The 21,793-nt window shown below is 61.5% G+C and carries 18 protein-coding genes; 9 read left to right on the forward strand and 9 right to left on the reverse strand.

The window, feature by feature from the left end; genetic code table 11:
• Positions 1-192: 192 nt before the first annotated feature.
• Positions 193-597 carry a hypothetical protein gene (locus TSACC_RS14835; RefSeq protein ID WP_075080019.1) on the forward strand — a complete coding sequence of 135 codons (405 nt, stop codon included), beginning with the start codon at positions 193-195 and terminating at the stop codon, positions 595-597.
• 126 nt (positions 598-723) lie between these two features.
• On the opposite strand, the gene TSACC_RS14840 is transcribed toward TSACC_RS14835, so the two are convergent.
• The 5 genes from TSACC_RS14840 to TSACC_RS14860 form a co-directional block, all read right to left on the reverse strand.
• The gene (locus TSACC_RS14840) at positions 724-1,383 is read right to left on the reverse strand and encodes a prepilin-type N-terminal cleavage/methylation domain-containing protein (protein WP_075080020.1); all 660 of its coding nucleotides are present in this window, start codon (positions 1,381-1,383) and stop codon (positions 724-726) included.
• A gap of 4 nt (positions 1,384-1,387) precedes the next feature.
• Positions 1,388-3,067, reverse strand: coding sequence for a right-handed parallel beta-helix repeat-containing protein (locus tag TSACC_RS14845; RefSeq protein WP_075080021.1), 1,680 nt, complete (start codon positions 3,065-3,067; stop codon positions 1,388-1,390).
• Positions 3,064-4,800, reverse strand: a complete 1,737-nt coding sequence (locus TSACC_RS14850) for a right-handed parallel beta-helix repeat-containing protein (protein WP_153811453.1) — start codon at positions 4,798-4,800, stop codon at positions 3,064-3,066. Before TSACC_RS14850 ends, TSACC_RS14845 begins: the two co-directional genes overlap by 4 nt.
• A gap of 101 nt (positions 4,801-4,901) precedes the next feature.
• Entirely contained in the window at positions 4,902-5,627 is a 726-nt protein-coding gene (locus TSACC_RS14855; RefSeq protein WP_075080023.1) for a PEP-CTERM sorting domain-containing protein, read from the reverse strand.
• Between the two features lie 55 nt (positions 5,628-5,682).
• Positions 5,683-7,104 carry a family 4 glycosyl hydrolase gene (locus TSACC_RS14860; RefSeq protein ID WP_075080024.1) on the reverse strand — a complete coding sequence of 474 codons (1,422 nt, stop codon included), beginning with the start codon at positions 7,102-7,104 and terminating at the stop codon, positions 5,683-5,685.
• A gap of 80 nt (positions 7,105-7,184) precedes the next feature.
• Here TSACC_RS14860 and TSACC_RS14865 point away from each other — a divergent pair, with 80 nt between their 5' ends.
• Positions 7,185-8,030 (forward strand): helix-turn-helix transcriptional regulator, encoded by an 846-nt coding sequence (locus TSACC_RS14865; RefSeq protein WP_075080025.1) that lies wholly within the window; start codon positions 7,185-7,187, stop codon positions 8,028-8,030.
• A gap of 358 nt (positions 8,031-8,388) precedes the next feature.
• A complete protein-coding gene (locus TSACC_RS14870; protein WP_075080026.1) occupies positions 8,389-9,054 on the forward strand; it encodes a type II secretion system protein in 666 nt (221 codons plus the stop codon).
• Here TSACC_RS14870 and TSACC_RS14875 read toward each other — a convergent pair.
• Entirely contained in the window at positions 8,981-10,063 is a 1,083-nt protein-coding gene (locus TSACC_RS14875) for a LacI family DNA-binding transcriptional regulator (protein WP_075080027.1), read from the reverse strand. The two genes, TSACC_RS14870 and TSACC_RS14875, sit on opposite strands and share 74 nt — an antisense overlap.
• A gap of 64 nt (positions 10,064-10,127) precedes the next feature.
• On the opposite strand from TSACC_RS14875, the gene TSACC_RS14880 reads away from it, so the two are divergent.
• The 6 genes from TSACC_RS14880 to TSACC_RS14905 are packed head-to-tail and all read left to right on the forward strand — an operon-like array spanning position 10,128 to position 16,276.
• Positions 10,128-10,901: a hypothetical protein gene (locus TSACC_RS14880; RefSeq protein ID WP_153811454.1), complete on the forward strand. Its 774-nt coding sequence runs from the start codon at positions 10,128-10,130 to the stop codon at positions 10,899-10,901.
• Between the two features lie 23 nt (positions 10,902-10,924).
• Positions 10,925-11,599 carry a hypothetical protein gene (locus tag TSACC_RS14885; protein ID WP_075080029.1) on the forward strand — a complete coding sequence of 225 codons (675 nt, stop codon included), beginning with the start codon at positions 10,925-10,927 and terminating at the stop codon, positions 11,597-11,599.
• Positions 11,592-12,779, forward strand: a complete 1,188-nt coding sequence (locus TSACC_RS14890; RefSeq protein ID WP_075080030.1) for an oligogalacturonate lyase family protein — start codon at positions 11,592-11,594, stop codon at positions 12,777-12,779. The genes TSACC_RS14885 and TSACC_RS14890 overlap by 8 nt, the downstream gene beginning before the upstream one ends.
• A 14-nt stretch (positions 12,780-12,793) precedes the next feature.
• Entirely contained in the window at positions 12,794-13,456 is a 663-nt protein-coding gene (locus TSACC_RS14895; RefSeq protein ID WP_075080031.1) for a prepilin-type N-terminal cleavage/methylation domain-containing protein, read from the forward strand.
• A gap of 8 nt (positions 13,457-13,464) precedes the next feature.
• Positions 13,465-14,877 carry an MFS transporter gene (locus TSACC_RS14900; protein WP_075080032.1) on the forward strand — a complete coding sequence of 471 codons (1,413 nt, stop codon included), beginning with the start codon at positions 13,465-13,467 and terminating at the stop codon, positions 14,875-14,877.
• A 43-nt stretch (positions 14,878-14,920) separates the two neighbouring features.
• Positions 14,921-16,276, forward strand: coding sequence for a Gfo/Idh/MocA family protein (locus tag TSACC_RS14905; protein ID WP_169809658.1), 1,356 nt, complete (start codon positions 14,921-14,923; stop codon positions 16,274-16,276).
• Positions 16,277-16,382: 106 nt separating this feature from the next.
• Here the strand turns inward: TSACC_RS14905 and TSACC_RS14910 are convergent, their stop codons facing one another.
• From TSACC_RS14910 to TSACC_RS14920, 3 genes are all read right to left on the reverse strand, one after another.
• Positions 16,383-17,171, reverse strand: coding sequence for a hypothetical protein (locus tag TSACC_RS14910; RefSeq protein WP_075080033.1), 789 nt, complete (start codon positions 17,169-17,171; stop codon positions 16,383-16,385).
• A 285-nt stretch (positions 17,172-17,456) separates the two neighbouring features.
• Positions 17,457-18,011 carry a PEP-CTERM sorting domain-containing protein gene (locus tag TSACC_RS14915; RefSeq protein ID WP_075080034.1) on the reverse strand — a complete coding sequence of 185 codons (555 nt, stop codon included), beginning with the start codon at positions 18,009-18,011 and terminating at the stop codon, positions 17,457-17,459.
• A 21-nt stretch (positions 18,012-18,032) separates the two neighbouring features.
• Positions 18,033-21,761, reverse strand: a complete 3,729-nt coding sequence (locus tag TSACC_RS14920) for a GDSL-type esterase/lipase family protein (RefSeq protein WP_084400505.1) — start codon at positions 21,759-21,761, stop codon at positions 18,033-18,035.
• Between the last annotated feature and the right edge of the window lie 32 nt (positions 21,762-21,793).

A 21,793-nucleotide genomic window follows, 5' to 3' on the forward strand; every position in this document is an offset into this window, starting at 1 on the left:
AAAAGAATGCGCCTTGCCGCAGAATTTTCACGAATCGACCGGAAATGATCATGAAGCAGCGCACTTCGTCCAAACGCGGAATGGTGGAGATTTCAGGAAGGACAAACAAGGCCTGGCATGTCACGATGCGGGAATGGAACACGGCCTATCAGCCATCCGCCACACACGGCGAGGACGTGAATATCCCCCGGCATGATCTCCGCACGAAAGACGCTCCTCTACGCGCTGCTAGCGCTCGGCGTGGCAGCCGGCGTATGGCCTTTCGTGGCAAATCTCGGGGAAAATGGGATGGATGACCGCTATAAGACCTTGCGCGACCTCAATCCATCCGCAGCCAACATTCACGCGGCGTATTGGGTGCCGCGCGAGGGGCATCGCTACCTGCTCCTTATTCTGGACAAGGGCGATTCCCTCGTGGCCTGGCTGAGACCCGGCCGGCCCGCCTACGTGGTCGACGACGCCGGAACGATCGTGGACTCCAGCCGCCACGATAGCGACGACGCGGTGTTTTACAACCAGTGGGAGGACCGGGAAAAGACGGCGCTCACGCCCGCCGAGATCACCGCAGCGCTGAACCCGGCCTCCCCGGGGACCTGAGCAGGGATCGCCAGAAGGTCGCAAAGGCAGCGCTGGAGTTCCCTCCCCCACCCGGGCCTGCGGCACCACACCACCAGCCCGTCATCGCCGCCTCTGCTTCCTTCTGACAAAGACCTTCGCGCGCCTTCACTGGCCGAGGTTCTTCACCTTGTCGAGGGACTCGGGAGCCTTCGGGTCGATCAGCTCAACGTGGCCGTCGAGGAAAAGCGCATTGGCTCTGCCCGAGTGCCGGGCCTCGACGACATCGGTAAACGCAGGGGAGGCCGTCGCGCGGAAATACTGGTAGCCGTCGCCGTTATTGGCGGGGCCGTTGCAGGTATCGGCGATGAAGAGGGTGCTGGAGAGCCGGCTCTGGCTGATGGGCCGGATGGGTGTGCGCCAGTCCAGGACGCCCTGGTCGTTTTTGAGCCCCTCGCAGTTCATGCCGTAGGTGCGTCGGGCGGTTTGATTCGGATAGGTGCGGAGCGAGGCGGGACAAAGGAAGATGGTCCGCTTGCGGATGCCGACGACCTGGCTGGGGGTGTTGATGTAGTTTTGCAGGGTGAGCCACCAGGAGTTGCCAGTGGTGGCGTCGGAGACAGCGGGATAGACGCCGTTGTTTTCGCGGGCGTAGGCGTCGAGGTAGAGAAACATCTGCCGCAGGTTGTTCGAGCAGCTGACGGTCTGCGCTCCGGCGTTCCAGGTCTTGGCCATGGGCAGGAGCAGGCTGACGAGGAGGGCGAGGATGCCGATGGTCACGAGCAGCTCGACGAGCGTGAAGGCGCGATGATGGGGGGCGGTGCGCATGGGTTTACTGGGCGGCGGTACGGGCGGGGGCTGGCGCAGAGGTCTCAGTGACGGCGCCCTCGCAGCGCGCGGTGGCGGCGATTTCCTGGAGGCGCGAGTCGTTGCGCTTTGCCGATTCCTCGTAGCTCATGCGGGGCTTCGTCGCGGCGGCGGGAGGCACGGCGGAGACATCGCGCACGATGGCGGAGGCTTTGCCGTGGAGGGCAAACTGCGCGACGCCGTTGCCCCAGGAACTGGCATTTTCCAGCGTGGCGGAGGCATCGAGGAACCAAAGGCCGTAGCCGGTATTGTCAAAGGTGCGGATGTCGCGGGCGACGAGGCGGCTCTGGCCGACATTGCCGATGCCGTTGTCATTCTGGGTGAAAACTCCGCCGACGATTTCGCAGGCGATGGTGTCGTGGGCGGAGAAGCCTTCATCGAGATTCTGCGAGCCCTCGATGTTTTCAAAGACGAGCCCCTCGCCGGTGCCGTGGAGATTGAAGCCATCGTTCAGGCTCCCGGTGGCGCGGATGTTGCGAAAGGTCTGATACGAGGCGTTAAGAATGACGACGACGCGGTCGCGGGCGGCGATCTCCCAGCCGTCGCGCTGCGCGGGGTCGAGAAGGATGAGTCGCGTGCCGTCGTCGGAGAGGCGGACCTTTTCCTCGAACTTCCCGGTAGCGGCATCCTGAAAGACACGCCGGCCGTGATGCACGAGCACGGACGGGAACCCGCCGGGCACGACGGAGGTCCATTTGCCACCGACCTTGGTGAAGCCCTGCACATTGGGCCGGGCGGCCAGAAAGGCCGCCACGTCGAAGGACCACTCGCCATCGCGCTCCGTGAAAACCAGCGGGTCAAAACCGGTGATGGTCTCGCCGTTGCCGTCGATGGTTATTGGCTGCTCCGCCGTGCCCGAGCGCTGGATATAAAGCGGCTCGCGATAGGGTCCGCTCCCGGGCGCGATGCGGATGGTGTCGCCGGGCTGGGCGGCGGCGGTCGCGGCGGCGAGGGTGCGGTAGCCATCGGTCGCGCGTTGGTCGACCGTAAGCACGGAGGGCGTGCGCGGGGCGGCGCTGGCGGACCCGGGCGCGGAGGTGCCGAGGAGGAAGTTCATCGACGGGCCTTTCTCGATCTGCCCGCTGCCGTCGGCCTCCATGATGCCGTAGCCGCCGTCAGGCGTGCTGGACGGGGTGACGCGGAAGATGATATTTTGCTCCGCCGCGCCCTCCCCTTTGAAGCGCAGGAGGAAGCCATAGGACGAGCCGCCTTCGAATTTCACCTCAGGAAACCGGAAGCGCAGCCACGCAGCCTCGCCGGTGCCGAGACCGGGATTCGGCGGAAGCGTGCCGTCATAGGTGGCCACGACGTCGGGCGTCTGCTTCAGGTCGCCGGAGGGGAAGCGCAGGAAGTCGAGCTGGAAGGCGGCGCGCTTCGCCGCGCGGAAGGGGTCGGAGTAGAGCACCTGGACGGCGAGTTCGCTGGCGGAGAAGGGCTGCTTGACCGGAAAGATCTGACCGTAATCGCGGCGGCCTGCGTCCTTCGTCCACCGCCAGCCCATGCCCTGAGTGGACATGACGTTGACATAGGATGCGCCACCCGAGATGGAGGGCTGAGCGGCCTCGAGGACGGCGTCGAGTTCCGCATGGAGCGCCGGAGCGGCGAGGAGGCTGAGCGCGAGGAAGCGAGGGAGGAGGTGTTTCATGGCACGAGATTGTCGGAAAGCGTGGCCTCGGCGCGAATGATCGAGATGGGCTGCGTGGTGGAGAGTCCCCGCGCGCGGCCCGCCTCGCCCGAGGCATCCTGGTTGACGTTGCGAATGGTATTACGGTTCACGCGGACATTGTGCGCATTGCTAATGCTAATGCCCGCGACGGAGCACCCGTCGATGAGGTTGCCCTCCAGTACGATGTTTTCATTGCCGGGGAAAGCCGGGGCAGCGCCTGCGTCGGTGCGCGCCATGATGCTGATCGCGCCGATGGTGTAGCTGTCGGGCATGCGGATGTTCATGCCCTGGCCGACATCGCGGATCTGGTTGTCGGAGACGACGAGGTTGCGGCTCCACCCGGCCTCGCGCCAGTAGGAGAACTCCGCACCGAGCGAGATGGCACAGCCCTTGATGCGCTCGAAGCGGTTGTTTAACACCAACCCGTCGCTGGCCATGAGACGAAAGCCGCGGCCGCGATGGTCGTGGCAGTACGTGTCGCGAATGATAAACCCCGACGCCGACGTGGCCGGGATCTCGCAGAAACCTCCGGCCTGCACGCCGGTAGCGCGCTGGTTGAGTGTCACGCGGTAAAAGGTTACGCTCTCCGGGTTCACCTTAAGCATCTCCCACGTCTTCCCGACACGTTCCAGCCAGGGCTCGACGGGCTCGGGGGTTTTCTCGATCTTCACGATATTGGCTGCTCCCACGACCTCGTAGGACGGCGGATCGAGGAAGCGGATCGTGTCGCCTGTACGGGTGATGACTTCGAGACGGTTGTTGCGCCATGGGAGCACGCTGAGAAAGCTGCGGTCGTCGATCCACTTCAGCACCGGGATCATCGCGCCATGGAGATTGATCGCGTCGTCGGCCTGGTAGGCAAACTCGCATTGCTCGATGACCGGACCCTGGCGGGTATTGGCAATGTTCAGCCCGTCCGCGCAGGCGGAGATGAGACGTGGCTGGGTCGCGCCTTCCGGCGGAGGGCCGGGGATGACGCGTACGCGGCGAAAGGTGCCGCCGGTTTCGCAGGAACGGGCGACGATGGCGACATTGGGCGCGGCGAAGATGGTGACATCCTCCAGCGTGACCTCGCGGGAGTTGCGGATCGACACGCCCTCGGCCGCGCGGGAGGAGAGCGTGACGCGGTCGCCCACGGCGATGAGATCGAGGCCGGTCTGCCACTTGGGAAAAGCAACGCGCACAGTGCGCTCGCCCGCGGGTTCCAGCGAGGCCACGCCATAATCCGGAGCGCCTGGCTTGAGCGTGGGCGTGTCGCGGTCAAAGAGCTGGAGGCGCGCATCAGTGAAGAATCCGCCCGTCGACGCGGCGGCCTCGCTGCCAGGATAGCCCGCGTGGAGCCTCACGGTGATCGTGCCGGTTTGCGCATCCACGGACGCGACATCGCCCTGGGTGAAGGGCAGCGGATCGTAATCAATGCGGAGGTTACGAATCGTGAGTCCGTCGCAGCCGTCGATCTGGAGCGAGGTGGCTTCGCGGCTGCCCGCGATGAGCGTCGCGCCATGGCCATCGATGATGACACCGCGCAAGCCCGCGAGTCGCCATCCGGTAGCCGGGAGGCGATGAACTCCAGGCGGCAGCTCCAGCACGGCGCCGGGCTGAAGACCCGCCACGGCGGCCTGGAGGTCCAGAGCATCGGGCGCGGCGGCGCGCAGGCTCTCCGGACGAAAAGCGCAGGCGAGGGCGACGAGGATGAGGGCAGGCCGGATCATGCTGGGGCAAAGGGGGAGCACTCGGGGGAGGCGGGAGACTTAAGCTAATGGCTCACCGGCCCGGCGGCAAGACGCCAGCCGGGCGCGGTGAAATGGGAACGTCAGGCACAGCGCGCGTGACGGACGCGGCGGCGCAGGACGACGAAGGCGACGCCAAGCAGGCCGAGCACGACGGTGGAGGGCTCCGGCACGGCGGTCGCGTAAAAGACGAAATCCGGTCTGTTGGAGGAATCAAATAGAGAGTAGCTCGTGCCGTTCGTCGAGATAATCATCTGGCCGGGGACATAGCTGCTCGGGGAGTTATACTGAAAGACGATGTTGCGATTGGCCGCCTGGGTCGTGAAGTCGAGCATCACAGCGTAGGTATTGCCACTGGTGAGCGCGACACTCGTTCCCAAGGTGAAAGTGACGTATTTGCTCCAGTCTGACGAAGTGGCTGTGAGGCCCGTGAGTATGCCGCTCTGGACGCTGATCGCCGCGCCTGAGGGAATGCCTGTGTTGTTGTTGGGTGATACCTGAAAGATCGACAGGTTGAAGGCGGCATTTAGCACCCCTGTGCCCGGTGCGGAATTGGATGCAATCTGGAAGGTGATTGCGTTCAGCGAGAGATTCGTCGCGACAGAGAACGACTGGCCCACATCGCGCAAGCCATTTGTCGTGTCATTGCGCCACTGAAGGCCCGCGCCACTGGAAGTCGTGTTACTGGCGAATGAGGAGGTAGGGGCCGAGCCGCTGACCGAGACGAGCACGGTGGCGGCGGCCGGGCGGACGCCAAGCATGACGAGCAGGCTGGAGGCGGCGAGGATCGAGGGGAGCAGGTTTTTCATGGGGTGAGATGGAGTTATGGTTGGGTGGTGTGGTGAGGGGTTCCGCGCCTTTCTCTTAATAGAGCTGGAGCTGGGCGCGGGTGACGGGGGCGTTGGTCAGGACAGGCTCGGGGGCGGCTTCACGCTCGGGCCAGTCGAGGAGGGCGTCCTTCTCGCGCTCGAAGAGCTCGTCGATGACGACGCGGGCGGTGGCGATGGAATTGACCAGCGGGTCAATGGAAAGGGCGCGCACGAGGAGGTCGCGATCGCGCTGCATGATGCCCTCGATGGTCAGCTCGTGGATGTCGAGCGCGAGGTACTGGTAGGCGCGCAGGCCGTAGTCGAAGCGGCCCGCCTTGAAGGGACGCGGCCCCTCGGGAGTGAACCGGCACTCGAGCTCGAGGAATGCGTCGTCGGGGAGATTCTCCACGGCGCGGCCCCCGTCCTCCACGGCGTTGGCATTGGGAAGGTTGAGGAAATACGTGCGCCCGTCGCCCGTGACCATGGTGTGAATGACATCGGCGGCGTGGTCGCTCTTCAGGCTGGCGTGGAACTCCTCGATGGGGCGCTTGCCCGAGTTGTACTCCTCGATCTCCTGCCACACGCGGGCGGTCCAGCGGTCGCGCTCGTCGCAATCGAAGACAGCGAGCGGCGGGATTTTTTCCTGGATGGGCGAGCGGCCCTGGTAGAAGGGGAAGTATTCCTTCGTGTGTCCCGTGCAGGTCGGCACCGCGCCGAAGACATCGGCGAGCTGGGCAGTGATGTAGTTGTTGAACCGGCCCTTGGCATAACCCTCGTCGATCTCACCGACGGCGGCGCGGGCAAAGGCGTCGCGAATCTCGGGCAGCACGTCGCGGCCATCCAGACGGGCGTGCAGCATCCAGGTGAAGTGATTCACCCCCGCGATGCGCATATCGAAGCGGTCGACCTTGGATTTATCCTCGCCGATCAGCTCCAGGTAGCTCTCCTTCTTTGCGGGCATGTGGTGCGTGTCGCAGAGGGCGATGCTTTTGACCCGGGAGTGGCGCATGAGGCCGATGCCCATGGCGGCGGAAGGGTTGACGTAATTGATCACCCAAGCCTGCGGGCAGATCTCCTCGACCGCGTGGGCGATCTCCAGGATGGCGGGAAACTCGCGCACGGCGTGAAAGATCCCCGCCGGCCCGATGGTGTCGCCCGAGCATGAGCGGATGCCGTACTTGGCACCGACCTCGCACTCGATGCGACGGTAGTAGGTATTGTCACGGGAAAAGCTGAGCACCACATAATCGGCCCCGCGCAGCGCGGTGCGGTAGTCATCCGTGCTCTCGATCTGCGCGCCGGTGGGACCGGCGACAAGGTGGGCGAGCTTTGTGATTTTCTCCAGGCGCTCGGGGTCGATGTCGACGAGGCTCAGCGTGCAGCCTCGGAAGCCGGGGAGATTGGCGGCGGCCCAGATGGCCTGGCGTCCGAAGAAAAGGCTGCCTGCTCCGATGATGACAATTTTAGGGGTTTTCACTATTCTGTTGCGGGTTAGAAAACTGATTACCCCCTGATGCTCCCAGCGTCTACCGGACGAATGTCGTATTAATCACACATATGTTGCGTTCCAAGAAAACCAGCGTCTATCGCTTCAATCACGAGCTGCCCCCCGCCCTGCCGCTGGCGGTGCGGTCGGCGGGAATCTATTCGCTGGCGAACGGTTCGCTGGTCGAGCCGCCGATGAGAAAGTGGTTCGCGGAGATCTTCTGGAGCGTGGAAGGCGCGGGGGAGTTCGTGCTGGAAAAGCGACGCATCCGGGTTGAGCGGGGCGAGGTGTTTTATCTGCTGCCGGGCGAGATGCATGAACTGCGCCCGCTCACGCCGCGCTGGAAATACCATTGGTTCACCCTCGACCATCCGATGAGCCCGCAATGGCTGGAGGCGTTTGGGTTTGTGAAGCGTCCCCTCCCCGCGCCGCAGTTTCCAGCGGCGACCTTTGACGCGCTGCGGGCGGCGCTCAGCGAAGGCACGATGAAGGGCGACCGGCAGGCGGCGCACTACGCGCATGAAATCCTGCTCGCGGCGATGGAGGGCAGCCTCGCCCCGCTGGCTCGGACGCATTCGAGCTGGGTGGAGGCGTGCCGCAAGCAACTCGACGAACGCTTCGCCGATCCGCTGCTAAACGTGAGCGCGATCGCCAATGAAATCGGTCTTCATCGATCAACCCTCTTCCGCGCCTTCCTCGCGGCCCATGGCATGACGCCCTCGCACTATCTGCAAAACCTCCGCCTTCATCATGCGATGGAACTGCTGAAGCAAACCGAGCTGCCTATTAAGGAAGTCGCCGTGCGCTCCGGCCTCGCCGGAGCCAACTACCTCGGCCGCCTCATCACGCGCCTGTCAGGCATGTCGCCACGGCAATTCCGCGCCGCCTACCGCCAGGGCCGCATGATGCACAGCTGAGGGGGGCTAAAAACGATGGACCCCATCCCAAACCTGGCGGCAGGCAACGCGCCCACGGGAGCGGCATTCCAGCCACGATGCGCCAGGCCGAGAGGAATCGGGCAGCCCGCATGGCTCCTTTGCACAGAGGTTAACGAAGTCAGCGCCCAAGGACTCCGTTAACTTTTCCCGGATCACTAATAAAGAGAAGTTCACGCGGACAACGTCGCGACCGCAGCTTCCGCTCTCTCGTCCAGAGCCGCCGCACGCGATTTCCGGCCAGCATGTAACTGTTACACCAGCAGGCAATTGCTTGCGACCAGATGACATGAGAAGCTAAAGCACCATCGACCCCAACATTGTCGCTCCCTCGCCAATCATGAGCCTCCCCAGACAATCGACCTTTGGCTTCTTGAAGGCAAATCCTGTTCGCGGCCAAATCATCGCACCGACTGCCTGCCGGGCCTTCACACTGATGGAAATTCTCGTGACGGTCGCCATTATCGGCATTCTGGCCACGCTGCTTTTTCCGACTGTCAGCCGGATCAAGGATAATGCGAACCTGACAAAATGCAGCAGCAACCTGCGGCAGTGGGGGATCGCTTATCAGTTGTACATGGCGGACCATGATGGCCTTTTGCCGCAGCAGGAAAGAGTCCTCAGCGACCCTAACACCCATTGGCAGAACCTGATCGCTCCCTACGTGATGGGCGGCACAAAAACCTACTTAAGCATCGATCTGCGTACCAAGTTCCGCTGCCCAAACGACAAGACAACGGGCATCGTCTATGGGTGCAGCTACTACCTCAGCCCGCCAAATTATGCCCAGGCCCCGGCCAAGCTGATCAATCTGAACAAGAAGCTCTCTGATTTCATTCTGATGGCGGAAAATTACACTGGTGAATTCTGGAACACCGAGCGGCGGCTCGAAGGAGCAGAAAATCCGGATACCTCGCCCGCGGAGGCTGTGCTCAGGAATGTATCTTCCTGCTGCGCGAGGCGGACGCCGGGCGGTGCTCGACGGCGTGTTGCTGCCGGACAGTGAGGCCATCCTTCCACTCGACGCCGACAGTGGTTTCCATGGGATGGGAAGGAAGTCCGACGACATTGCGAAAGATCATGTCGCTGAGTTGCATCACGGCTGTCGCCCCGACGAGGCGGTGGTTTTGAGAGATCCCGGCGATCTTTCCCCAGTCCTGAGGACTGACATCCAGCCCCGCGTAGCCCACGTCCTGCGGAATAGAGAGCCCGATCTCGCCCAGCCACCCGGCGGAGTAGTCTGGCCAGAAAGAGCTCATGATGGCGTCGGGTTTTTCGCGCCGGACCCACTTGAGAAACTTCTCCCGGTCGGGCACGCCATGAGCGTCGAAGGGCTCCAGACGGGGGCATTTCCAATGCCATTGGGTGCCAAAATAGCTGGAGACCCAATAGCGGTTCACTCGTTCATTTGCCTGCGCGGCCATGGCGAGGCCGATGCGCCGATAGCCCATGCCATAAAGCTTTTCAAAACACACGCCGACGGTGCTGGACTGATTGGCGGCCACCCTGTGGGGGGTCTTTTGCCGGAACGAATAGCCTGTAGCGACGATGGGATACCGATCCCAGTCCAGATCGAGCTTCAAAAGCTCGGACGGCATGTAGGACAAGAGCAGCCCACATACTCCCCGCGCCCGCAGGATGCGCGAGGCCTTGCGCGAATCCGCCCCCATGGGGCCGAGCCAGCATGGCTCCAGCCGGAAGCCCAGCTTTTCCGCCATCTCGCGCGCACCCTCGAAGACTTCTCCCTGCGATTGCTTCTTCCAGTAAAACTCTTCGTTCAATGCCGTCAAAAAGGCAATGGCCTCGCCGTGATACTCGATCCGACGAGTTCGCACCTGGGTCATCAAGGCAGTGACTAGCGCATTTTTCTGATATCCTAATTCCGCAGCCGCCTGGTGAATCCGGAGCTGCGTCGCCTTGCTAACACCCGGGTGATTACGCAAACCGAGGGAAACCGTCGTGCGGCTAATACCCAGATACTCAGCTAAATCACGAACAGTTACGGAGCCAGCCATACGAACGTGTCAGCATAAAACTTCCTTGTTCGGACCGGCAAGGAGAATCAGCTTTTGCCTCAAGATGAAAGCACCCCTCACATTTCCCACTCCACACCGCATATCCCGGGCGATGGCTTTACTCTCCTCCCTGCTGATTGCGGGCGGAGCCTGCGCCCAGGTCATTGTCAGCAACACGACCTCCGTGCCGTTGAATGCCACGATCAATCAATCGTCGTTTAGCGACGCCTCCAACGTCCAGGCGCGGGATCAGACGGGAAGCGTGAGGGCGGTGTCCCAGACCTTCACCTGGAACAGTGCCCAGGCTCTGGACGGCCTGGGGATGCGCCTCGCCACGGCCCAGAACACACTGAATCCTTATACAACAAACAGCACATGGGTGCTGGACATCCAGCAGCTAAGCGGAAACGGGCTGCAGGCAGCGGCGAGCATCGTCTCCACGGTCGCGCACCTGACCTTTACGCTGCCAGCCTCAGCGGTAAGTCCCGAAAGCTATCTCTACTTTGATCTGTCGACAAACCTGTCGCTGACCAATGGGGGAACCTATGGATTTATCCTGTATCCGGAAACGTCCAGCGACACTTTTCAAAGGCTGTTTTTTAGCAGGTCGGCCAACACGTCGGTTTATTCAGGAGGCGTGGCGGCGCAGGTCAGTTCCGTGACAGGACCCGGCCCTTACTCCGGCAGTTATGGAGGGCAGGGCTATGACCTGGGATTTTACCTTGTGGCGGTGCCGGAACCGGGCGTCCAAGGGTTGCTAGCGATGGGCGCATGCGCGATCGTGATCCTCGTCCGTGCAAGGAACCGCAGAGCGATGGATGCCCCCACCCGAGCCTGATCCCACCATCCCCCGATCATTGTATGAAATCACATCCCCTCCCCTTTATCCTCGGCCTCATCGCCTGCACCGTGGCGGCGCTGCCCGGGGCTGATGTCACGGTAAAATCCCTGGCCGAGGCGCCTGATGGCGAAGCCGCAGTCAGCAATGTCGAGCAGGCGACGGAGTTTGAGCCTGTGCAGGCCCGGTGGCGCAACTGGGACGCCAAGGAAACCGGGAAACCCGAGGCGACGGATCGCCGCGGGATCTCGCAGATGTTCACCTGGCCGTCGACCCAGGGGCTAAAGGAACTGGGATTGCGGACCGATGCCTTCGAGCATCCTCTGAATCGCGGCGTCATCTCGCCCCAGAAGTGGACCATCGACATCCAGCGACTGAATGAGCAAGGCGAGGTGGTCGACACGGTCGCCACGCTTCCCGTCCAGCTGAATCCCGGCGATTACCGGCGCGGCGAATATCTGGTGTTTGATTTCTCGCCTGCGATCAAGCTGCTGGAAGGAGGAAGGTACGGATTTCATCTCCGACCGGAGTCCATCGTCGACGGGCAACGCCTGTATTTCTCGCGGACGACGGCAGGCTCAACGCCCAAGCTCGGCGGCGGAGCGGTGCAAACGCCCGGCGCCAAGCTCGCGCGCTATCATCAGCAGTCCGGCGAAGGGCAGCAGTACGACCTGATCTTTTTCCTGAGCCATGAATAGCTCCTCCCCGCGACGGGCCGGCAGCCTCTCCCGCCGCCTGCTCCAGGCGTCCCTCAGCATCGCCCTCCTGGGAATAAGTCAATACAACTCCCAGGCAGGCCTGGTGAAGCGGGTCGTCGAGGGGCCGCAGAACGCCTATTTCGTCTATCCTCACTCCAATGGCTTCCTGCCGGATGGGAGAACCTATGTGGCCGCCCGGCCGGAACGCGACGGCCTGACGTTCCTGGCCTTTGATCCCGCGACGGGAACGCAGAAGGAGCTGGGATGGTTCCCGCATGTCGACCTGTACTACAGCCTCTCCGAGGATTGGAAGCGGATGGCGTTCACCGCCGACAACACCCTTTATCTTTGGGAGATCGAGAGCGGACAGCCGCCGAAGGTCGTCTACCAGGATACGCCGGAGGAAGCGGGCAAATGGTGGCACACGGTGAGCGATATCTCGCCCAAGGGCGACGCCATCGTCTCAATGCGGAAACGGAGGAAAGGGGCCGATCCCGGGGATGATAGCATCAAGTGCCAGATGCTGCGGCACGATCTGACCAGCGGAAAGACCGAGGTACTCATGGAAACCGACTGGTGGCTGAACCATGTGCACTTCTCGCCCTATGACCCGAGCTGGATCTGCTTTTCCCATGAGGGAGATGCCGACAAGGTCGCCGATCGCATCTGGGCTTGGAACGCCCAGGACGCACCGAAGGGAAAAGTGCTCTTCACTCAGACGGGGCAGGATGGCAAGCCGCTGCAGGTGGGTCATGAGCGCGCGGCCTTTCATTCCCCCTCCATGGTCTTCATCGCCTACGGGACCAGCGAAGGGTCGCCGCGCGGCCTGTACGAGGTGGGGTTCGATGGAAAGAGCCGCCTGGTCAGCCAGGGAGATCGCGACATGCACTGCAACATCAGCCGCGACGGGCGCTGGGCGGTGGTGGACACCAGCGGCCCCCACGACGCACCGGGTAAAGGGTGGGAGAACTCCAACTCGGTCAGCGACGTGATGGCGGTCAATATGCAGACAGGCAAGAGGGAAATGCTCTACCGCACCTCGATCCTGAAGCACCCATGGCATCCTCATCCGAACATCAGCCCGGATGGGCGATGGATCGTCCTGAATGATGCGAAAACCCATCGCACGGTCGCACTGGAGATAGACCCTGAGGCGCTCGGGGAATTTCTCAAACACTAGCCATCCTCCTGACCATGCTCCCCCCCAACGATGCTAGAAAAGAAAGAGGGTTCACCCTGATCGAGATGCTCGCGGCCATTGCCATCGTGCTCTTCCTCGCCAGCCTGCTCTACGCCGGGGTCGGCCCCATGTTGGAAACCTCGCGCAGGGCAAAATGTGCGGGGCAGCTGCGTGCCATCTCGCACGCCGTGTCGCTGTACGCCGGAGAGAACAACATGAACTTCCCCCCCTCCTACGGCGGGGTCGCCGACCCGAAACATACCTGGTGGTGGTATAACTTTGACTCCCCGCTGGCTGCCTATGCGGGCAATACCCAGACCTGGATGAAGATCACCATCTGCGACAAGAACCGGTCGCCCGCCAAGGTGGCCGCCAGCGGAGTGCCGGGTTACCCGTACGCGGTGAACTACAACATCATGCCCACCTACAATGCCCAGATCAACTTTACCGTGGTCAAAGCAACGCAGGTCAGCAATCCCTCACGCATGATCCTCATGATGGACTCGGTGAAGGGCGACGAATGGGGATGGGGGTTTCGCGACGTGGCGCCGGAATTCAAAAACTGGAACCGAGTCTCAGAAAACCACCTGGGCATGGCCAATGTGCTCTGGTGTGACGGCCATGTCTCCGCGATACGAAAGAGCGAGGTCCGCTCGGAGAACTGCCTCATCCAGTAGGCCGCAGGATGGGGATTTCTGAAAAAACCGTCACCCGCCGATGCCCACCGGAGAACCGGCGGGAAGGCCTCCCGGCAAGACGAGAGAGCGACCAGCCCCGCTGGCGCGCGGGGACGCTGGCCTATACGTCCTCCGGTCTGTACCTGCTCTTTGCCTGGCTGCTGCTGGGGGACTTTTCATGGTCGATGCGCGAGCGGTCGGTCGCGCCGATGGCTCAGTGGTATCTCGGCCAGCTCGGCATTTCCAACCTGCTCTTTGCCCTGCTCACGGGATCCATCCCGGCCCTCCTCGGGATCAGTATCGCTCCGATCGTGAGCGTGATGTCCGACCGGCATCGGGGGCCGCGAGGGCGGCGCATCCCGTTCCTCCTGATGACGACGCCCTTCGCCGCCGGGGCGATGATCGGGCTGGGGCTCACGCCGCTGCTGGCGAGGGCGGTCACAGGCTGGCTGCCGGGACTGGACGCCACGACGACGGCGCTTATCGGATTCTGTCTTTCGTGGACGATCTTTGAGATCGCGACCATCGCCGGGGGCGCGGTCTTTGGCGGGTTGCTCAATGACGTGGTTCCGCCGGGCTTGATCGGGCGCTTTCACGGGCTGTTTCGCGCGGTGAGTCTTGTTGACGGGATCCTGTTTAACTATTGGCTGATGGGGCACACGCCGGGGTACTTCACACCGATCCTCGTGGGGCTGGGGCTTTTTTATGGGGTGTCGTTCATGCTCGTCTGCCTGAAGATCCGCGAGGGCAGCTATCCCCCGGTCGACATTGCCAGCCAGATGCAGCGAAGCCCGGCAGCCGGGATCGCAGGTTATCTCAGGACGTGCTTTTCCAAGCCTTATTACGTCTCGGTGTTTCTCATGATGACCCTGGCTGCCCTGGCCTTCCTGCCGATGAACACCTTTGCAATCCGCTATGCAGGCCATCTGCATATCGGGATGGATGCCTATGGAAAGGTGGTTGCATTGACTTATCTCATCTCGCTCCTGCTCGCGTATCCGCTCGGGTGGCTGGCCGATGTCTTTCATCCGCTGCGCGTCGGGGCGGTGACGCTCGGCCTGTACGCGGGCGCGATGCTGTGGACGGCCAGCCGGGCGGCGACCGGAGAGGCCTTCCTGCCGGCCCTGCTGCTGCATGGGGTCTGCTCGGGCAGCTATTTCACCTGCTCCGCCTCGCTCGGCAACCGCCTGTACCCCGCCTCGCATTTCGCCCGGTACGCCTCGGCGGCGGGCATCCTGATCTCGCTTTCGGCCTTGTTTTTCCCGGTCGCCATGGGAGCCCTCATCGACTGGGGAGGCGAGGCGTATCACTGGGTGTTTCCCGCCGCGGGAGGCATCGCTCTTTGCGGCCTGGTGCTCACGGTGTCAGTGTACAGGCAGTTTCTACGCCATGGTGGACTTAAAAGCTATGCGGCTCCGTGAAATGAGAGAACACGGCCTGTCATCAGCGTATCAAGACACCGCCATGGAACGCCGCCGGGCGGGAGACGGCAATACACCCCGCCTATCGCGCCCGATCCGGATGGCGGTGGCGGGCATCGGTGGATTCGCCGACCTGCATCATCTCGCCCTATCGAGACTGGAGGAGGAAAAGGCGGTGCGCGTGGTCGCCTCCTGCGACCCGGCCCTGGAGGCGCTCGCTGCGCAATGCGAGGCCCACCGCTTCGGCAGCCGGGGGGTCGTTGCGTACAAGGACTTCGAGACCATGCTCTCGCTACATGGGCGGGAGATAGATGCCATCTCGATCTCCAGTCCCATCCCCTTTCATCGCGAACATCATCGGATGAGCATCGGCAATGGGATCGCCTGCTACGTGGAAAAGCCGCCCTCGCTCGATCCCGAGGAGTTGGAGGAGATGATCGGCACGGATCTGCTGGCGGAGTATCCCTCGGCAGTGGGTTTCAATCACATCTCCCAGCCGTGGCGGCTGCGGTTGAAAGAACGGGTGCTGGCCGGGGAGTTTGGCCGTCTCCTCGAGGTGGGTTTTGCGGGATTCTGGCGAAGGCCGATCGGATATTTCGCACGAAATGGCTGGGCGGGAAGACTGACCTTTGGCGACAAGATCCTGCTGGATTCCTGCTGCGGCAATGCCATGTCGCATTATCTGCACAACATGCTCTTTCACGCGGGTGCGGGCGGCCTCTGGGATTGGGCGCATCCGGTCGACGTCACCGCCGAGCTTTACCGCTCGAACGACATCGAGAGCCCGGACACTATCTTTGCCCGCGGCACGCTGGAGGGAGGGACGCTATTTCGCATCGTCGCCAGCCACGCCTGCGAGACACGGCTGAGGCAGCGTGAGATCATCCGGTGCGCCGACGCGCTGATCGAAATCCCGGAGGACGGACGTGGCACGATCTCCAGGCGCGGCGAGATCATCGAGCGATTTGCCGCCTCCAGTCTCCCGCCGCCAACCCTGCTTCAGGAGAACCTGCTGGAGTACCTCGCCTTCCTGGCGGGAGAGCGCAGCCGGCCATCGTCGACGCTGGCTGACTGCCGCGCGTTCGTGTCCCTCAACGCCCGGTTGTATCTTTCCAGCCCCTGCATTCACCGGGTCGATGACGCCCACCTCAGCCTGCTCGCTGCGGACGATTTCGGCGGCGTTACGCTCATCATTCCCGGCATTGAGCAGACCGGCGAGAGTTTCATGATCGACGGGAAGCTCCCTTCCGAAAGAGGTTCGGCATGGGCCATGGAGGGTAGCGCGCGACATTTCTCGGGCGAAATCGCGCCCAACCTGCTACGCCAAAAGATCAACCGCCTCCAGGCATGCACGCGGGAAGCTCCGCTCCGCGCTCTCGACAAAATCAGGAAAGCCTGACTCCACAATCCCGCACGTCGATGAAGATCCTCAAGTGTGTTTGTTGCGAGGAGAGAGGGATGAACGCCGCCTAGGCTTGGAACAGACGAGTTCCCCGCGGCCGCCCTTACTTCCCCGAGGCGATGGTGCCACCGAGGGTGATGTCGTCGAGGACGAGGGGCTGGCCGGTGTCGGAGTGCTCGGCGGCGCCATAGGCGAGGAAGCGGAAGAGGGCGGTCTTGCCTGCGGGAATGGTGAAGGGCTCGCCCTTGACCTTTCTCTCCACGAGGCGGTCGGCGGGCGCGGCCGGGTCGACGAGCTGGACAGGGGCGCCGAAGGGCCGAAAATCCCGCCCGTCGTCGAGTGCAACCTCCCACTGGCCCTGGCGCGGGATGACCCGCTCGCCGCCGCGAAGATACGCGGTGCGGAACGCGATGGTGGTCACGGTTACGTCAGCCCCGGCTGCCGAGACGGAAAAGGAAAACTCGAGCTCGTGCGCGGTGGCGGCAGCGAGAGTGTCGGCCTGCTGCGTGGCCGCAAGCGGTCGCACCTGAAGGACGAGGAAACCACCACTATTGACTCCTCCCACATTCCCGGCATGGGTCGCTCCCTCGCCCGCGATGTAGAGAAGGTCGTATGCGTCGGGAGCCTTGTTGAGCGGGATCTGGAGGTCGATCTTGCCGCCGAGTGCGGCGGAGGGTTTCTGGTATTCATCGACACCCGGGAGGGCGTCGCCCTCGATGAAGCCTGTGCCGCGTTCGATCGGGCCGGCCTTCACCCCCGGCGCTGTGGTGGAGGGAGCGAAGGGCGCAACGGTATTGGGTGAAGGATCATCAAAATAGAAGGTAACCAGCGGTACATCTGCCGCGACCGCTGTCGAAGCAGCGGTCAGCAGGATAAGAAACAAGCTTTTCATTACACGTATCAGTGAGCAACCCTCGCATCTCCACGATAGGAGAGACACTTCGTTTTTGCAACGGCCCCCGGGCACGCATCCCTTTACGTCGGGAAACCCGCTCAGCCAGTATGAGTTACGCGAAACATGGAATTTACCTGATTCGCAGACCTCCGCGACGTTGCATAAGAAATTTCCTATTCCCTGGCATCCGTCCCGCTTCGGCTCAGATTTGTGCTAGCCCTTCGTCGATGAAAGGGCATGAATGCGCCGAGACCCGCGTGGACATGGGAGGTGACTCCGCCGCTACGCGACCACGCGTTTGCGGAAACGAATCGCACAACAGATCGCACCCAGCAACAAAGCAAGAGAGATGGATGGTTCCGGGACCGCGGTCGTTCGAAGCTCCTTCAACGTAAAGTTCAGACTTGCGCCTGAACCAGCGGTAAAAAGCGCTACCTTCACGATCTGCCCATTGAATCCTGCAACTGGCGCATAACGAGTCAATACAGCACTCATCTCCACGCCGGGTGAATATGATCCCCAGGACCCATCGAAATAAACGGTATTCTCCTCGGTATCGAGAAGCGCAATCTGGAAAGCGGAACCAGGATTGGCTCCACTGAGTGTCCCGGTAAGGGTCAGCTCGATCGTCGACGCCGGGATGATCACCGTGGAAATGATGCCCGCAAGTTCCGACCAGTCATTACCGGAAATCTGCAGCGACGAATGAGTCTGCACATCCGTAAAGTCGCTATAAGTGATCGTAAACTGGTCGGAACCAAAATTTGTGAGTATCTGGGCGCGGGCCTGTTGCACCTGGACTATGACCAACGCAAGAAGAACGACGAAGGATTTCATAAAAGCAAAAGTGATGCCGGACTAGCGGAAGTTCTGGATAAGCGAGGTGGAGCCAGCTCCCGAACCCGGCCGCGAGATCAAAAGTCCTGCTCCCGAGGGTGTGGCCAGGGTGTCGGCTATCGTGTTGAGCCCGACAGCACGCCAGTGTGAGCCATCATGGTAATATTTTTTCCAGGTGTTCGCGTACCAAAGCATGACCATGTCCGCTGCGGTCGGAGAGGCGGAGGATATCCAACCCGGCAGACTTTCCAGTCCAGTCGTTGCCAGCGTCTGGCCCGTGGTGGGAGTTGAAGAAATCGCGGTTATGCCAGAGTTTGCAATATCAACCACCCGACGGCTGCGCAAAGCCTGTCCATGCAAGGAAAAGGTAAGCGGCGATGCCGCCAGACGGGAAAAGAGGACGGCGGTGGAGGGCAAAATCGGAATATTTCCCGCTCCAGTTTCCAGGCTCGCCTGTCTCCAGCTTCCGCTCGTGGTGTTGTAATAGTATTTCTTCCATGTATTCCCGGAAAGAATCTGCACGTAATCCGCGGCATTCGCCGTGTCGCCACCGAGAACTCCCGTACTTCCGGGCGAGCCAAAAACAGAGCTGATGGTCGGGCAAGGGTGGAGTTCATACGCATCTCCCGCCGCGATCCCGAGCGCAACAAGACCCGTAGGCGGAACACCATCGATGGCCGCCGTAGTCGCAGTATTCGCGATAGCTGTCGACACAAGAAAGGTGCGTCCAAGGCCAGCTCCGCTGGTAAAGTGCACGAGATACGGCGAGGTAGGGTTTGAAAGCTGACCCGCAGTCCATCCCGCTTGCGAGTCGCTGATGGAGGAGGCACTCACTCCTGTGAGGATGCCGCTCATACGACCGGAAGCCACGGGAGCGCCGAGCAACGGCAGGGAGAAAAAGGTATTTGCGCGTGCAGTGCCGGTTCCTGGTGCGATCGGAATCGACAATGTCTGTGGCGCACCCGGTCCCGTTTTTTCCATCACCGCCAAGGTAAATATCTGGTCGACGGAACCTGTCGTGTTGCTTGCTGTAAGCGTGAATGTCGTCGTTCCCGCCGCCACAGGTGTACCTTTTAGCAAACCAGTCGCGGCATCGAGGGTCATCCATGAGGGCAACCCTGACGCACTAAAGGTCGGGGCAGGATGCCCGGTTGCGGCAACCTGAAATGCAAAGGCATCGCCTTTCACGCAGGTTGCGCTGGCCGGGCTTACAAAAGCAGGCACAGCCGTCGCGAGATAGGGCTTGAGCAGCGGGACCAGGTAATTCGTTATCTGAGCATGCCCCGCAGGACTCGGGTGGATTCCATCCGCCAGGATGTCCACCGTCCAGCCCGTGGTATCAATATAGTGAACCTTTCCGTCTCCAGCAGAGATGACGGCCTGGGCGGCATTGGCTATGGCTGCATTGACGTTAGCATACGGAATGCTCACGGGACGCATCACAAAAATGTGCGCGTCTGGATGGCTGGCCCGAACCCGCTGGATAAAATTCACATATGCGGTCTGGAATGCGGAGACCAAACTGGGCGCGCCTGTGATCTGCGCCGCGTCATTCGTGCCGAGATTGATCACGATGATACGGGGCTTGTAGGGGGACTGATTGAAGTTCCATAACCCTGCCGTACCCGAGCCATAGGTCGCCATCGCAATATTGAAATAGGCATCCTGCATGCCGATATTGGCAGGATTAGTCGTTACATACCCGTATCCCGTCTGGAGAGCGATTCCGGGCCAGCAGATCCGGCTGCTCTCCACTCCCAGCGCATGGGGAGCCAGCCAGGAATAGCCATCATTCCATGCCGTGATCGAGTCGCCGATAAACTCGATCTCGTTGGGATCCATCACGGCATCGACCAGGTTTGCCGCGGAATCGACATAGATCTGACTGCATCGAATGATGTCTGGATACATGGCTCCGGCCACAGTCACGGTATGCACTCCCCCAGGGGAAAGGTCGCGGGCAAGTTCCGTATAGCCCTTGACTCCACTGTAACGAGTAGTGACACCATCGACTGTCACATCGAGATTGGTGATCGCCGAGAGATTGACCGCCGCGTAGGTGCCAGTGAAACTGAGTTTGAAATACGGCCTTACATAATCGCTCGTCAGCCCCGACGAGCCCTCGCTCCAACGACCTACGTACTTGATCCTGGGATCTGAGGGTGCGATGGCCTGGAGTTTGCGAAGCAGGCTCGTACGTGGAGCCAGCACCGTACTGCGATCAGCTCCATATAGCGTGACATCGACACTCAGAGCATCCGGGGCGAGTCCATCGAGTGGAGCATCAAGATCGACATTGGTAAAACTCACCCCGGAACCTCCCATCGCGGCAATGGTCACGGGCTTGGTCACGCTGCTTCTTAATGTCCCCTGCTGCGAGATATTCAGAACGGCAAAACCTTCGATGGAGGAGTTTACGAGAGAGTTTTGAATCGTCACGCCAGCCACCAGCGAAGTGTCAGATGGCTTGAGTGTGGTCACGGCGTTGCCATTGGAGTCGAGGATATTGGAAACCGGGGAGAAATAGATGCCGTCCGGGATTTTTCCCACCGAGATATTATCGATATAGTAAGGAGCGGAGTAAGCGGCGGTCGATGGAGCGGTCAGAATGACGGCCACACGCGTAGCCCCGGGCTGAACGGTGTTCTTCGTCGCGGAAACGGGATAGATCGGGATTTGATTCCACGCACCCCTGACGAGGTTGGACGCAGGGAAGGTCTTGGAATCCGATATGATCAGGTCTCCCGCCGTAGCATCGTAGGACGAAAAAGAGACTGTCGGAAATCCCGTCGTCGGGTCAGCCGAGGCCGGGACGTACAACCAGTAATAGCCCCCCACTTTGTCGCCGATCCGAGGCAGATTATCAGTCGTCGCAGACGACAGGTCCGCAGGGTTCCAGGCAAAACCTGCGGCACCCACCGCCGCCATATTGTAGCCGCTTTGAGCTGCTCCGGGCGAGGTGCTGGAGGGATTCGTGACGAGTTGCAACGCCGCCGAAACATTGGAACCCCAGTACTGATTACCCACAGAGGCATTTCCAACTTCAAAGTCTCCGTTGAAGGTGGAGCCCGAGTATGGTCGGAAAACCGGGATCGCCCCCACGCTGACCAGCCCTGCTCCCCCAGGGGTCTCCTGAGACTTGCGCCCGAAGGTCACCGCATTGATGTAACAATTCACCCCACCGCTCGAGAGGATATTGAAGCCCAGAGTCAACCCTGGAACCCATGTGGCAGAGGCTGGCGTGAGCGGGATTTCCACCCATGTATTCAGCGGTAGAGCAGACAGATCCACGGCCGAGGTATGACAGAAAACCGTCTCGGCATTGCTCCCGTCGTATCCCGTCATCCGGACATCCACCGAGGCACCAGCAGAGGGAGAAGACAGAAGATAGATCCAGAATGATCCGCCCACTGAATCTCCCGAAGCAGGAAACACCGATCCGCTGGTGTGGGTGCCCCAGACGGAGACAAACGATGTCCCGTCGATATGGAGGACATTGGGTCCTCCTCCGGGGTGGCCTGAAGTCGGGTCCGCAGGAAAAGAAACTGCGGTGCCGTTTGCCGAAAAAGAGCTGATACCCACCGGACCAGGCAGGAAGCTGAGATTTCCCCAGCAATCATAGGGAGTGAGGCCGGACGCGACACTCGTTGTCATCACTCCGCCCCAGCAGGCGTAAAGTATGGACAGAAGAAACAGTAAACTCCCTCGGATGCAAACAGGAGAGCGATGGGGAAGGATGGGGGCACGCATGATCCGCTTCCCGCTATTTCAAAGAGATAACT

Origin of the sequence: Terrimicrobium sacchariphilum (assembly GCF_001613545.1) — a bacterium.
Lineage (GTDB): Bacteria > Verrucomicrobiota > Verrucomicrobiia > Chthoniobacterales > Terrimicrobiaceae > Terrimicrobium > Terrimicrobium sacchariphilum.